The organism is Curtobacterium sp. VKM Ac-1393 (genome assembly GCF_015350995.1).
Lineage (GTDB): Bacteria > Actinomycetota > Actinomycetes > Actinomycetales > Microbacteriaceae > Curtobacterium.
Genome location: NZ_JADKRW010000002.1, coordinates 294,128 through 306,779, shown reverse-complemented (window position 1 = coordinate 306,779; position 12,652 = coordinate 294,128). Strand labels below are relative to the sequence as shown.

The 12,652-nt window shown below is 69.9% G+C and carries 12 protein-coding genes; 4 read left to right on the top strand and 8 right to left on the bottom strand.

The features are described from left to right. Nucleotides 1-6 precede the first annotated feature (6 nt). The 3 genes from ITJ59_RS05285 to ITJ59_RS05275 form a co-directional block, all read right to left on the bottom strand. Nucleotides 7-1,386 (bottom strand): hypothetical protein, encoded by a 1,380-nt coding sequence (locus tag ITJ59_RS05285; protein ID WP_194650077.1) that lies wholly within the window; start codon nucleotides 1,384-1,386, stop codon nucleotides 7-9. 36 nt (nucleotides 1,387-1,422) lie between these two features. Further along, nucleotides 1,423-3,480 (bottom strand): GMC oxidoreductase, encoded by a 2,058-nt coding sequence (locus ITJ59_RS05280; protein ID WP_194650076.1) that lies wholly within the window; start codon nucleotides 3,478-3,480, stop codon nucleotides 1,423-1,425. Between the two features lie 77 nt (nucleotides 3,481-3,557). Continuing rightward, a complete protein-coding gene (locus tag ITJ59_RS05275) occupies nucleotides 3,558-4,430 on the bottom strand; it encodes an oxidoreductase (RefSeq protein WP_323749407.1) in 873 nt (290 codons plus the stop codon). 233 nt (nucleotides 4,431-4,663) lie between these two features. Here ITJ59_RS05275 and ITJ59_RS05270 point away from each other — a divergent pair, with 233 nt between their 5' ends. Continuing rightward, a complete protein-coding gene (locus ITJ59_RS05270; RefSeq protein WP_194650075.1) occupies nucleotides 4,664-6,115 on the top strand; it encodes an MFS transporter in 1,452 nt (483 codons plus the stop codon). Here the strand turns inward: ITJ59_RS05270 and ITJ59_RS05265 are convergent. Both ITJ59_RS05265 and ITJ59_RS05260 read right to left on the bottom strand, forming a co-directional pair. Beyond that, nucleotides 6,100-6,861 (bottom strand): SDR family NAD(P)-dependent oxidoreductase, encoded by a 762-nt coding sequence (locus ITJ59_RS05265; protein WP_194650074.1) that lies wholly within the window; start codon nucleotides 6,859-6,861, stop codon nucleotides 6,100-6,102. The genes ITJ59_RS05270 and ITJ59_RS05265 overlap by 16 nt on opposite strands. A gap of 147 nt (nucleotides 6,862-7,008) precedes the next feature. Then, entirely contained in the window at nucleotides 7,009-7,473 is a 465-nt protein-coding gene (locus ITJ59_RS05260) for a hypothetical protein (RefSeq protein ID WP_194650073.1), read from the bottom strand. 487 nt (nucleotides 7,474-7,960) lie between these two features. On the opposite strand from ITJ59_RS05260, the gene ITJ59_RS05255 reads away from it, so the two are divergent. Beyond that, complete coding sequence (locus ITJ59_RS05255; RefSeq protein ID WP_194650072.1) at nucleotides 7,961-8,584, top strand: hypothetical protein; 624 nt, start codon at nucleotides 7,961-7,963, stop codon at nucleotides 8,582-8,584. A 433-nt stretch (nucleotides 8,585-9,017) separates the two neighbouring features. Here the strand turns inward: ITJ59_RS05255 and ITJ59_RS05250 are convergent, their stop codons facing one another. Together ITJ59_RS05250 and ITJ59_RS05245 are read right to left on the bottom strand one after the other, a co-directional pair. Further along, a complete protein-coding gene (locus tag ITJ59_RS05250; protein ID WP_194650071.1) occupies nucleotides 9,018-9,233 on the bottom strand; it encodes a hypothetical protein in 216 nt (71 codons plus the stop codon). An 89-nt stretch (nucleotides 9,234-9,322) separates the two neighbouring features. After that, on the bottom strand, nucleotides 9,323-9,535 hold the full coding sequence (locus ITJ59_RS05245; RefSeq protein WP_194650070.1) for a hypothetical protein: 213 nt from the start codon (nucleotides 9,533-9,535) through the stop codon (nucleotides 9,323-9,325). 213 nt (nucleotides 9,536-9,748) lie between these two features. Here ITJ59_RS05245 and ITJ59_RS19355 point away from each other — a divergent pair, with 213 nt between their 5' ends. After that, a complete protein-coding gene (locus tag ITJ59_RS19355) occupies nucleotides 9,749-9,877 on the top strand; it encodes a hypothetical protein (protein ID WP_267238352.1) in 129 nt (42 codons plus the stop codon). Nucleotides 9,878-10,733: 856 nt separating this feature from the next. On the opposite strand, the gene ITJ59_RS05240 is transcribed toward ITJ59_RS19355, so the two are convergent. Next, nucleotides 10,734-11,312 (bottom strand): NADPH-dependent FMN reductase, encoded by a 579-nt coding sequence (locus tag ITJ59_RS05240; protein ID WP_228511067.1) that lies wholly within the window; start codon nucleotides 11,310-11,312, stop codon nucleotides 10,734-10,736. A 54-nt stretch (nucleotides 11,313-11,366) separates the two neighbouring features. Here ITJ59_RS05240 and ITJ59_RS05235 point away from each other — a divergent pair, with 54 nt between their 5' ends. Next, on the top strand, nucleotides 11,367-12,644 hold the full coding sequence (locus ITJ59_RS05235; RefSeq protein WP_323749406.1) for an MFS transporter: 1,278 nt from the start codon (nucleotides 11,367-11,369) through the stop codon (nucleotides 12,642-12,644). Nucleotides 12,645-12,652 lie beyond the last annotated feature (8 nt).

Here is a 12,652-nt window from a genome sequence, read left to right as displayed (position 1 = left end):
GCTCGGTCAGTGCCCGCGCACGTCGCCCGTCAGGATGGCGTGCTCGACCCCGGCCGACAGCTCGTCGTGCAGGGCGTCGGCGAAGAACTCCCCCGCGCCGAGGCTGACCAGGTGCGTGAGTGCACCGACCACGTCGACCAGCCCGGGGTTCCACTCGTCGTGCAGGGAGGCGCGGACGTGGCCGGACTCGTGCACGATGACGACGCCGATGTGCTCGTGGGCGTCGCCGTCCTCGAGCACCGCGTCGTAGACGACCGGTTCGGTGTCCTCGCCGAGCGCCTCGAGGTGGACCGTGCCGATCCCTGGCCACTCGGTGCGGAAGACCGGCAGGTCCGGAGCGTGCAGGTGCGGGGTCCGCTCGTCGGTGACGGACTCGATCTCCCCCGAGGCGAGGTACTCGTCGACGACCTCGTGGATCCGGTCGTGCAGCTCCGGCTCGTACTGCCACCACCGCTGGTGCACGGCGCGGAGCCAGTCCTGCGTGGCCGCGTCCGCCGACGCCGAGGTCCCGACGAGCTGCGGAGCCGTGCCCGGTGAGCCGACGACCTCGAGCTGCTCGTCGTGCGTCTCGACCGTGATGGACCCGGTGGTCTCGTCCGGGTGCACGCCGTGGACGTCCTCCGGCGCGGCGGCCCAGAGGGTCGCCGACAGCTTCGGTGGCAGGGTGAACGCCACCGCGATGGCCGGGCGGGTCATCGCCTCGTCGATCGCGTCGCCGAGGTGCACCTCGTCCGAGCGCGAACCCATGACGATGCCACCGGTCGGCGGGACCGCGGCCAGCCGTTCGAGGTCCTCGTGGTCGGCGTTCATCGAGGCGAGCACCGGGGTGTCCGCCCACTCGACGAACTCGCCGGCCGCACGGTCCTGGTCACCGAACGGCACGTTCCAGGCCGTGGGGTCCGCGAGTACCCACGACGCCGAACGTCCGGCGGGGCCACGGCGCACGGCATCGACCAGGGCGGGCACGAGCCCGGGCAACCCGCGGTACGCCGGACGCACGGTGAGCTGGTCGAGCGACAGCAGGTCCGGCTTGCCGAGCATCTGGGCGGCGTGCGTCTGCAGCGACAGGAAGGTCTCGCCGGTGGCGTCCGGCACGGCGACCGCCTCGGCGAACCCGCCGGTGACGTCGGACACCTGGTAGCCCAGGACCAGCGCTTCGAGTGACTCCGGCGACCGACTGGTGAACGCGGTGAGTTCGGCGACCGACACGGCCTCGGCTTCGTCGTCGGTGATCGGGACACGGACGTCGATCACCCACCGGTCGACGTCCTGCCCCGGGTAGGCGTCGCCGTCCTCGTCCGAGATCGTGATGTGCACGAGCCGCAGGGAACCGTCCCACGCGTCGTGGACGTGCTGGGCGATGGTGGCGTCAGGGTCGTCTGTCACGGACGCCACCGTATCGGTGGCCGGCTCAACGTGTGGTCACGGGCGCCGCGAGACCATCGCGTCGACGCTCCGCATCGCGGTCGCGATGATGGTCAGCACCGGGTTCACGCCGCCGTTCGTGACGTGGACGGACCCGTCCGCCACGCGCAGGTTGTCGTGCCCCCAGACCCGGCCGAACGGGTCGACGACCGACGTCGCCGGGTCCGTCCCCATCCGGAGCGTGCCGGCCTGGTGCTGGCCACCGCTCGTGCCCCGGACCGGGCCGTGCAGCTCCGCCACGCGCGTGGCGCCGGCCGCGCGCAACCATTCGCCGCTCCGGGCGCTGGTGTGGTCGCGAGCACGGACGTCCTCCGCGTGCACGCCCCCACTGAAGGACGCCACCGGGATGCCGTACCGGTCCGTCACCGCGGGGTCGACCCGGACGCGTGCGTGGGCAGTGGTGACCTCCTGGATCGGCCCCATGATCCGCATGCTGCGCCGGGCGAGGTCCCGCATCGCGCGCTTGCCGCCGAGCCCGGAGCGCGGGGCGAGCCCCGTGCCGACGAGGTACTGGTACGTGTTCGACGGCGTCGCGATGAACTCGTTCGCCAGGATCCCGCCGCCGACCTGCCCGGGCACGCCGTGGCGGAAGTCGGTCGTGGCGATCGACGGTCCCGGTCCGAGACCGTCGTCGACAACGTCGTCGAAGATCCCCATCGCGCCGCCGTAGACGTGCCCCTGCAGGTGCCGTCCGACCTGGTCCGCGCCGTTGCCGATGCCGTCGGGCTCGCGGTCGCTTCGGCTGTTCAGCAGGAGCCGTGCCGACTCCACCGCCCCTGCTGCCACGACGACCTCGGCGGCGTCGACCTCGGCCCGCCAGTCGCGGCCGTCGACCGTGCCGACGATCGTGACGCCGACCACACGGCCGGCACCGTCCGTGCGCAGCCGGGCGACCCGTGACTCGAGCACGATCGACGCGTTCCCGGTGGCGAACGCGCGGGTCAGCATGGTGTTCTGGCTGCCGTTCTTGGCGTCGACCGGGCAGGCGAAGCCGACGCACATGCCGCACTGTTCGCACGCGCGGCGGCCCAGGTACGGCGTCGAGTTGATCAGCAGTGGGACGTGCACCGTCGAGATGCCCAGGGCATCCGCAGCGATGGCGAGCCGGTCCCGAGCGGCGCCGGACGGCAGCGGTGGCATCGGTCGCGCGCGCGAGCGCTTGCCGGACCACGGACCGTCGACGTCGCCCCCGCTGACCCCGATCTCCCACTCGGCGCGTTCGTACCAGGGCTCGAGCTCGTCGTACTCGAACGGCCAGTCGGCGAGACTGCTGCCGTCCGGCACCCCGTACGTCGACGCCATGGTGAAGTCCCGCGGCCCGAACCGCCAGGCCTGGGCGCCGTAGACCCGCGTGCCGCCCCCGGCCGTGACGGCGTTGTTGTGCCACCCCGGTGACGAGGGCCGGAGCACCAGCAGTTCCCGACCGTCCGCCACCGTGCGCGGGTTCCCGACGTCGGACGGCCCTGATCGTGGCGCAACTCCCCACGACGACCGAGGGTTCCGGATGTGGTCGCGACTGAGTTCCGCGGTGCCGGGCCACTCCCCTGCCTCGACCACGAGTACGCGCCGCCCGGACTCGGCCAGCCCGCACGCGGCGACCCCGCCGCCTGCCCCCGACCCGATGACGATCGCGTCGTAGCGCTCGGCCAGCTGCGACGGGTGCACGACCGAGGGCACTGCGGTCGGCACCGGGACCGGCACGCTCCACCCGTCCGGCGGACCGGGTTGCCAGCTGACCATGTCCCAGGACCGCTCCCCCGTGTTGCCGCCGTTCCCCGCGTCGGCGTAGTAGCCGGCTGCGACGAGCTCGGCGAACCAGGTCCAGTCCGGATCCTGTTCGTCTCCTGCAACGTCCGCGGACGCGTCGACGACGGCACGGAGACGGTCCAGCCAGTCGGGCCGGTCGACCAGCACCCCGGCCAGGAACTCGAGCGCACCGGCCTCGGACGCCGACGGGTACTCGTCCGCCGGCACCACCCGGTCGACCAGGGAACGGAGCCGTTCGTCGTGCGTGCGGAGGAACTCCTGCGCCGCGGTGGCCGCGTGGTCCGTCATCGGTCCTGCCTCTCGAGCAGCGCCGGTGCCGCCCCACGAGCACCGTAACGGACGGGGCACGGTCGTGATCCGTGCGCTCAGCCGCCGATGCCCTCGAGGTCGAGCAGGTCGTCGTCGCTCAGGACGACGGCGGCACCGTCGATGTTCTCGCGCAGGTGGTCCCGCGACGACGTGCCCGGGATCAGCAGGATGTTCGGGGACCGGCGGAGCAGCCACGCCAGGGCGACGGACATCGGCGTGGAACCGAGGCGCGCAGCCACGGTCGAGAGCACCTCGGACTGCAACGGCGAGAAACCGCCGAGCGGGAAGAACGGCACGTAGGCGATCCCCTGGTCCGCGAGCCGGTCGATGAGCGGGTCGTCCTGCCGGTTGGCCAGGTTGTACACGTTCTGCACCGACACGATCGGCGCGATCCCCTGCGCCTCGTCCACCTGCTCCGTCGTGGCGTTGCTCACGCCGAGGTGCCGGATGACCCCCTGCCGCTGCAGGTCGACCAACGTCTCGAACGCCGGGGCGATCGGTCCCGCGACCGGACCGTTCGCATCGCCCAGCCGCAGGTTGACGAGGTCCAGCACGTCCACGCCCAGCGTCTCGAGGTTGTCGTCGACCTGTGCACGCAGTTGGTCGGGTTCCCGAGCAGTCGGCCACCCGCCTCGGGCGTCGCGCCGCGCGCCGACCTTCGTCGCGATGACGAGGTCGTCGGCGTACGGGTGCAGCGCCTCGTGCAGCAGCTCGTTGACCACACGGGGGCCGTACGTCTCGGCGGTGTCGATGTGCGTGATGCCCGCGGCGACGGCGGCTCGGAGCACGGCGATGGCTGCGTCGTGGTCCTTCGGCGGTCCGACGACCCGGGGGCCGGTGAGTTGCATCGCGCCGTAGCCGAAGCGTGCGACCGTCCGGTCGCCGAGGGTCCAGGTGCCGCCCGGCAGGCGAGGGGTGGTGGTGCTCATCGGATCTCCTTCGAGGACGTGCCCACGCCGAGGGCGCAGCGGAGCGCTGGCCTGCCAGCCTGCCCGAGCCGGCAGTCGTTCGCACGGCACCGACGCGCGTTCCGGCGCACTTGCAGCGGACGCCCCGCCGGACGTACTCTGCTGCCAGAGGGCAAAATGCCTCGTCGCTCCGGCGGCCAGGCACCCACACGCGGTCTCGGACGAGTCGCCACTTCTTCATCGAAGGAGTGCACATGTCCCACCGTTCCCCCGCCCGGCTCCGCGACGCCGGGATCGCCCTCGCCGGCCTGTCGGCCGTCTTCTTGTTCGAGATGCTCGACAACTCCGTGCTGAACGTCGCCCTCCCGACGATCGGCCGCGAACTCCACGCGTCGACGACCGCACTGCAGTGGGTCACCGGCGCCTACTCGGTCGTGTTCGGCGCGCTCATGCTCCTGTTCGGGGCCGTCGCCGACCGGTTCGGCCGACGCCGGGTGATGCTCGTCGGCCTGGTGCTGCTCGGACTCTCCGCCCTGGCCACGACCCTCGTCACCACCACCGGCGAGCTCATCGCGGTCCGCGCCGTGATGGGGCTCGCCGCGGCGATGACGACCCCGGGTTCGATGGCCCTCGCGTTCCGGCTCTTCGACACCGAGGCCCTGCGGGTCCGTGCGCTGACGGTCATCTCCACCGCGGGCCTGGTCGGGCTCGCGGTCGGGCCGACCGCGGGCGGCTTCGCCCTGGCGGTGGCGCCGTGGCAGGTGCTGCTCCTGGTGAACGTGCCGATCGCAGCCCTCGCGTTCGTCGGCATCCGTGCCGGCGTGCCGGCGGACCAGCCGGCGGACCTGCACCCGGACCGCATCGACGTGACCGGCGCGCTGTTCGGGACCACGGCCCTGGTCGGTGCACTGGGGACGCCCACCCTCTTCGCCGAGGCGGGCAGTGCCTCCTGGCCGGGGTGGACCGGCGTCGTCGTGACGGTCGTGGCGGCGGCGGCCTTCGTGCAGCGGGAGCGCACCGCGGCGCAGCCGCTGCTCGACCTGCGCCTGCTCGCCCGTCCGCTCGTCGCCAGCGGGCTCGCCTACAAGGCGGCGTCCGGACTCGCGGTGTCCGGCCTGTCGTACCTGGTGACGCTGCAGCTGCAGTTCGCCTGGGGGTGGTCGCCGGCGCTGGCCGCGATCGCGATGCTGCCGCAGGTGGTGGTACTCCTGGCCAGCGGGCGCTTCGTCGGTCCGTTCGTGCAGCGCGTCGGCCTCGGTCGCGCGGCCTGGTTGAGCGCTGCCGCCGTCGTCGCAGGACTCGCCCTGTTCACCGTCGGCGGTCGCGCCGGGTACGGCTGGGTCGCCGCGGCACTCGTCCTCGTCGCTGCGGGCATGCGGGTCGTCGGGGTCGTCGCGGGCACCAACGTGCTCCAGGGCCTGCCGTCGAACCGGACGTCGGTCGGTGCGGCGCTCGTCGACACCTCGAGCGAACTGGCGACCGCGGTCGGCATCGCGGCGACCGGCACCGTCCTGGCGCTGCTCGTGCCGGGCAGCATCGCATCGACGTCGTGGACGGCGGACCGGCTGGCGGCGTTCGAGGGCGGGATCACCGTCGCGGGCGTCGTCCTGACGGTCGTCGCCGCACTGCTCGTCGGCATCGGGATGGCCCGCGCGACGACCCGCGCGGGCACGTCGGTGGCCGAACCGGCTCAGACGGCGCTGTAGCCGCCGTCCGCCACCAGCACGGATCCGGTGATGAACGACGCCGCTTCGCTCGCCAGGAACACGACGCTCGGCGCGATCTCCTCGGGCAGGGCGAACCGCTGCTGCGGCGCGTCCTCGATCCAGTACCGCCGGAACTCCGGGGAGTCCACCGGGGCCATCTCGGTCTTCACGTACCCGGGTGCGACGGCGTTCACGCGGATCCCGTAATTCGCCCACTCGACCGCGAGCGACTTCGTCAGGTGGTGCACAGCCGCCTTCGACGCGTTGTACGCCGGCTGCCACTGCGGCCGGTTCACGATGAGGCCCGACATGCTGCCGATGTTCACGATCGAGCCGGAACCGGCATCACGCATGTGCGCGCCGACCGCCGTCGACGTCTTCCACAGTGCGCGGACGTTGAGGTCGAACACGTCGTCCCACTCGCTGTCGGGCACGTCGAAGGCGTCGCGGTGGTGGCACGTGCCGGCGTTGTTGACGAGCACGTCGAGGCGGCCGAGGGCGGCCATCGCCTCCTCGGTCATGCGTGTCACCTGCCCGCCGTCGGTGATGTCCGCCGTGATGGCGACGAATTCATGGCCGGCATCCGCGGCCTCGGCGACGACGCGGGCGTTGCGGTCCGCGGAGCGCCCGACGATGGCGACGCGGGCGCCGGCCTCGGCCAGGCCGAACGCGAACGCCCGGCCGAGTCCCTGGTTGCCGCCGGTGACGAGGGCGGTCCTGCCGGTGAGGTCGAAGGGTGAGGTCATGGTGCGGGCGCCTTCCTGAGCGGGGTCGGCGCGGTGCACCGCGTCGACGAGGTACCGCCCTGCGTACACGACCCGGCCGGGAGGTGCGGCGTGCGTCCGCCACGCACCGCACCTGCCGCGCTGGTCACGACCACCGCGTCCGGTCGCTCAGTGGGTGTCGGTCACGCCGCCGCCGACGAACGTCGAACCGACCGTGCCGTCGGTGAGGGTGCAGTTGTAGATCGCCCACGGGTCGGTGTGGCCGTCCGTGAACTGCTTGATCGGGTACACGAGCAGGTACTTGCCGTCCCTGGTGTACCCGGACGGGTCCGCGGTGAACTCCAGGACGACCCCGGCGTCGTCGGCCCCCTTGTTGCACTCGTCGTAGATGTGCTGGGCGAGCGCCGAGACCGTGGGCGTCGCGGTGGCGGTCGGGAACGGGGATGGTGCAGTCGCGGTCGGGGAGGGCGCAGTCGTCTCGGTCGGCGTCGAGCTCGTCGACGTGCTGGCTCCGACGCGGTCCGGCGTGGAGGTCGCCGGGCCAGCGGGCGACGCTGCGGCACAGCCGGTGAGGATGGCGACGAGCGCGGCGGCCGCCGCGGCGGCGACGAGGGGACGGATGTGGGTCTGCATGGTGCTGACTCCTTCGAGCGATCGGATCGGTGCTTCTCCTGAGAGATGTCTCGAACCCGCGCGATCCTGACAGCGTCCACCGATCCGGAGCAACGAAAGCCCCCTCTCGCGCGCCGTCACCGGGCATTCTTGCGGGGCAGGCGTACGGCACTGCCGCTGGTCAGGCGGCAGTGGGCAATACACCGCGGCGAGGGTGACAGGGGTCGCGTAGCGGTGAACGACCGGCTATCGGGACGGCTCTTCGCCACCGTCGTGTCGTAGCCTCGCGTCATGGCAGTCTCCCTCTTCGCCGCCGCGCGGGAGTCGATTCATCATCGGTGTCTTCGAGGCCCGGGCAGGACCATGAGGAGACTCCTGTCCAGCTCTGGGACGTGGTGGTCCCGGACACCCCTGGGCAGACTCCGATGCCGCGAGCCTGGAATTGCACGGGACCGCCTCTATCTGTTGAGATCGGCTTGATGCGCGCACAGGGTCGTACGCTCGACGCGTGAGCGATCCGCGAGAACCTCCATTCCGTGAGGAACAAACCGATTCGAGTTGGGTCGCTGCCGCGCAGCAAGCCAGGGTGCTTGTAGAACGAGGGCCCTTAGTCGTCGGTCCATCAGTGCAGGCCGTCCTGACCGGACTAGCCCTTGTCTTCTTCGGGGTCGGTACGACCCTGGCGACACTCGAGCCATCACCTTGGAAGGCAATTGTCAGCGGCGCGGGGGTCACCATCGCTCTGCTCGGGTGGTTGTGGGCCCGCCGGCACGACGGTTTGGAGCCCTTCCTCGGCAGCGGCGAGCGAACCCCTGCCTCACTCCTCGAGCGTGATCAACGGCGTGCCGTCCGCTTGCAGATGCGCGGGAAGACACCGCCCACTCCGCACTCGATGGAGCTCGTCGACCTCCTGACGCGTCGGCAGCAAGCATCGGCGAGAAACCTTTGGCCAACGCTCATCGGATTCGGAGTCGCCCTCGTTGGCGCGGACCTCACTTCGGGGGTTCTTCTGCTCGGCTTCCTGGGCGTCAGCGTCCTCATCGCGGTCATCAGCTGGATCGAACGACGGCGGTGGCAGCGAGTGCGTGCGGCAATCGCGCACGTCCCTGGCGATCACCGTGAGGACGGCTGAGACTGTTTGACGCCGACCTCCGCGACTCGAAGGGGAACCGGTACCTGGCACCGCTTCGACGGCACGAGTGGTCACCTGCGGCGGCGGGCGTTCGGAAGGGGATCCTTCATCGAGGCAGAGTCGACCGGCCACGGTCAGCTGTCGAGCGCGATGACCCACACAACCAGTAGCGCACCCGCGACGACGAGCACTCCGATCCCTGACCAGAACCACCGAGCACTGGTCCCGCGCTCTGCTCTAGCCCGGCCGATCCCATCCCTGCGGACGGCGATGACAGCAGCACGCCCGATCAGCCCAAGCCCGATCAGCATGACGGCCACGAGCCCCCACCACGTCCACCACGAAAAGTCCATTGCAAGAGCATGCCGGACGAGACGGGTTCGGTAGCGGTTAGTTGCCGCCCGAGCCGGATAGCGTCTACAGGACCGATCGGCTACCGGCCGCGCTGGTTGTCGCTTCGTCGTCGCCACTCTCCGCCGGCGGAGGCGAGCGTGAACAGCCCGACGATGGTCAGTGGCGAGATAGCCAGGAAGACCAACTTCGAGTCGACGATCAACAACAGCAATGCTGCGACGCCGAGGAGAACGACACCGGCGACAAGCAGCGCCCACAGAGGCAGACGTCGGCCCAGCCGCTCGCGGTTCATCATGATGCCGAAGCTACCCGAAGCACACCTCAACCCGCGTCCCGATGAGCGATCGCCGATCGGACACTCCCAGCGGCTCAGGATCGTTCCGTTCACTCACCGTCGGATCGGGCGGACCCGTGCAGTGCGAAGCCAATCGCACCAACGATCGCGGCCAGGAACCCCATCGCACTGATGACCAGCCCTCCGGCCATGAGCCCGACGTACCCGACGCCGGCGCCGATGAGCGCAATGACGAGTCCTGCGGCCAGAGCCCCCGCGCCGATTGAAAGGCCGAGCACACGAGGCGGCAGGCGGGACAACATGCTTGCATTCAACCCTCCACTCGCGGCGTCCGGTACCTGATCGGCCAACGGAACTCGTCGAGGCGTGAAGCCGCACATATTAGCCGAGGCCACTTTGCCTGTCGTCGCCGGAACGACGCTCGCGTCGTGAGCGATGTTGACGAATCTGACGGCCCAATCCCAAAGACATGGACAACGCGCTATCGAATCCCCATTGCAGTCGGCACCGAATTCTTGACCGCGCCGTGCTTCTGGCTGCTGTTCACCGGTGGCACGACCGCGAAGTGGATCGGTGGGGTCGGGTTGGCCGCCCTCGTCGTCTGGGTGTTCGTGTATCAAACGCTCTACCGCCGTGGCTACTGACCCATCCGCGGCGGCGTCGCGTCACAGTCCCGCTGACCGAGCGGCTATCGACACGTTGCTGGATCGTGACCGTTGAGCGCTTCCGTATCGGCCATGCTCATCTCGTGGACAAGCGTCAGATCATCGGGGCAGGGCTCGCGCTCGTCTTTGTGGCGCTCCTCGCAGCCTGCAGTGGCACCCCCGCTGATCCCGTCGAAGCCGCTCGGAAACTCGACGGAGCACCGAGCTGGGTACACGTACCGACGGGGAAGGACTGCGGGCAGGTGGAAGTTCACGGGAATGGTGAACTGCCAGGAGAGGCACTGCGATGCCTCGATCAGCTTGCACGTCACGGACGAACTGCCACCCTTGCCTGGATCCAGCGAACAACCGAAGGCGATCCCGTCCCGTTCTTCGCGCAAGTGAATGGCACCGCAGTCAAGGTCGCTTCCACGTCTGCATACGACTCCTACGGTCAGAGCGGTTGGACCGTGTCTAGCTGCGCGGAACTCCTAGCACTGCCAGCGTGTGAGTAGAGCCGGTCAACGCCGCGAACGCCCGGCGAAGGATCCGCCAGCAGGCCGGGCCGGAGATGCTTCCATCGCTTGCCTTGGTGAGCCGTCGACGCTCTCAGCAGCGCGGCGGATCCATCGGCCATGCTCGGATGCATGCAGCGGCTGTGGGCTTGAATTTCGGCTTTCCTGGGCCTGGCGCCCCTGGGCTCTCGCTCTCCTGATCGTGCTCGCGGCTTGCGGAGTCGGGCTCTTCGTGTTGCCACCAGGTGTGCCGACAAAAATCGTCGGAGCAGTGTGCGTCGTTACGGCGTTCGTGGTGTTGATCTTCTCTGAACGAACTGGTCGGTCAGGAATTGTCAGGCTCAGACCTCCCAGTCCGAAAGGTAGGTTCTGCCGCTGAGCAGGCTCGCGAGCTCAGCGTGCACCGTCATGGTCTTGCTCAGGCGGGCGGCCCGGTCCTCGCTGAGCGTGTCTGCTTCCCAGTCCCGCTCCGAGAAGTACGCCGTGTACGGGTTCACCACGCACTTGAAGTCCAACATCAGGGACTGCGTGAGCGCGCCGGTCGCCATGTAACTGTGCGGCAGACCGGCAGCGCACACGAAAGTGACCACTTTGTCGAACCAAGCCGCGCGACGGCCGTCGCCGGTCGCGCCTGTGGCCTCGATGAGCGATTTGACGGTGGACGACGGAGCCCAGTTGTAGATCGGGAACGCCAGCACCACCCCGTCAGCCTCACGGACGAGACTGTGGAGCGCGCCGAACGCATCACTGTCGAACACCCGGTCGTTGTCGAAAGCCGGCAACGCGACCGATGCGAGGTCAATGACGTCGGATCGGTGTCCAGTCGCGGTCAGGAGGGCTGCCGATTGCTCGGCGAGACGGCGACTGCAGCTGGCGGGGTCGAGGCTGCATGAAATGACGGGCAGGCGCAGGGAGACCATCAGGTCACGGTACCGAGTGGTTCGCAGCTCGAACTGGCGCGATCTGTACGGCCGGTGTCACGACGCTCGCTGGTGCCGCAGGACCGAGTCCGATTGGCTGATCGTGTGACCGACAAGGACGTCCGCGACTCTCGCAGAACGGCAACCGACAGCTTCAGCCCCAGGGGGCAGGGTCGCCTGCTGTGGCCTGTGGGAGCGTGGTTCTGGGCACTGCAGTTCGCGGTCCTGAACCCGCTCCTCGCCGTTCTTCTCGTGTCACTCTACGGAGCGACCGCGACCGAGGTCGGCTGGGTCCTCGGTCTTTACAACGTCGGTGGGTTCGTCGCCTCCCTGGTCATCCCGACCCTCGCAGATCGGAGCCGCGACTACCTTCGCCCGCTGGTGTTCTGTGCCGTCGGCGGCGTCGCTCTCGTCGCGGTCCTCAGCGCCACGACGTCGCTGCCCATCGTCGTGCTTGCACTGGTCGTCCTCGGCGGCCCGCCCGGCGTCGGGTCGACGCTGCTGTTCGCGCAGCTCCGCCACGAAGGGGCGCCACCTACGCAAGTCATCCGGACGCGCGCGATCGTGTCCTTTGCCTGGGTGATCGGCCCACCCCTGGCGACCCTCGTCGCCGGTGCGGCAGGCACCCCGGCAGCTCTGGCACTCCTCGCCGGCATCGGGCTGGTCAACGTCACCACCGCGTTCCTGCTGCTCCGCCAACGCCGCCCCGCTCCCGCTGATGACGCGGCATCTCGTCCGCGGTTGCTCGCGCAGCTGCGTGGCTGGAACCGATGGGGTGTCGTCGGTGCGTTCACGCTGCTGCAAGCGACGAACATCGCCACCGTGACGATCGCGACCCTGTTCGTGTCGCACGACCTCGGCGCTCCGATCACCTGGGCAGGTATCGTCCTCGGTGCCGCCGCACTCTTGGAGATCCCCGCGCTGCTGCTCATCGGGCGACTCCAAGAACACCGCTCGACCCGGCTCCTCCTCGCTGGTGGTTGTGCGTGCGGTGTCGCCTACTACGGCCTTGTGGCATTGGTGCAAGAGCCGTGGCAACTCCTGGCATTGCAACCCCTGAACGCCTGGTTCTTCGCCACCGTCGCCGGCCTCGGACTGACCGTGTTCCAAGACGTGTTCCCGAGCCCGGGTCTCGCCTCCGGACTGTTCACGAACACCCGCCGCGCCGGAGCCGTCCTCGCGGGCCTGCTCATCGCCGCGCTCGGCTCGTTCGCCACCCCCTACCGGGCTGTGTTCGTCGCAGCGGCAGTGATCGTGCTCCTCGTGCTCACCGCCTCCGTGGCCCTGCATGCCGCTCGAGGCGAGACGCGTGCCCGCACGGCCTCGCGCTAGGTTCGGGA

Excerpts from the sequence above, each read along its gene's own strand:
- ITJ59_RS05275 (WP_323749407.1), bottom strand. The coding sequence starts at position 4,430 with ATGAGCACCACCACCCCTCGCCTGCCGGGCGGCACCTGGACCCTCGGC.
- ITJ59_RS05280 (WP_194650076.1), bottom strand. The coding sequence starts at position 3,480 with ATGACGGACCACGCGGCCACCGCGGCGCAGGAGTTCCTCCGCACGCAC.
- ITJ59_RS05260 (WP_194650073.1), bottom strand. The coding sequence starts at position 7,473 with ATGCAGACCCACATCCGTCCCCTCGTCGCCGCCGCGGCGGCCGCCGCG.
- ITJ59_RS05250 (WP_194650071.1), bottom strand. The coding sequence starts at position 9,233 with ATGATGAACCGCGAGCGGCTGGGCCGACGTCTGCCTCTGTGGGCGCTG.
- ITJ59_RS05270 (WP_194650075.1), top strand. The coding sequence starts at position 4,664 with ATGTCCCACCGTTCCCCCGCCCGGCTCCGCGACGCCGGGATCGCCCTC.
- ITJ59_RS05265 (WP_194650074.1), bottom strand. The coding sequence starts at position 6,861 with ATGACCTCACCCTTCGACCTCACCGGCAGGACCGCCCTCGTCACCGGC.
- ITJ59_RS05240 (WP_228511067.1), bottom strand. The coding sequence starts at position 11,312 with ATGGTCTCCCTGCGCCTGCCCGTCATTTCATGCAGCCTCGACCCCGCC.
- ITJ59_RS05245 (WP_194650070.1), bottom strand. The coding sequence starts at position 9,535 with ATGTTGTCCCGCCTGCCGCCTCGTGTGCTCGGCCTTTCAATCGGCGCG.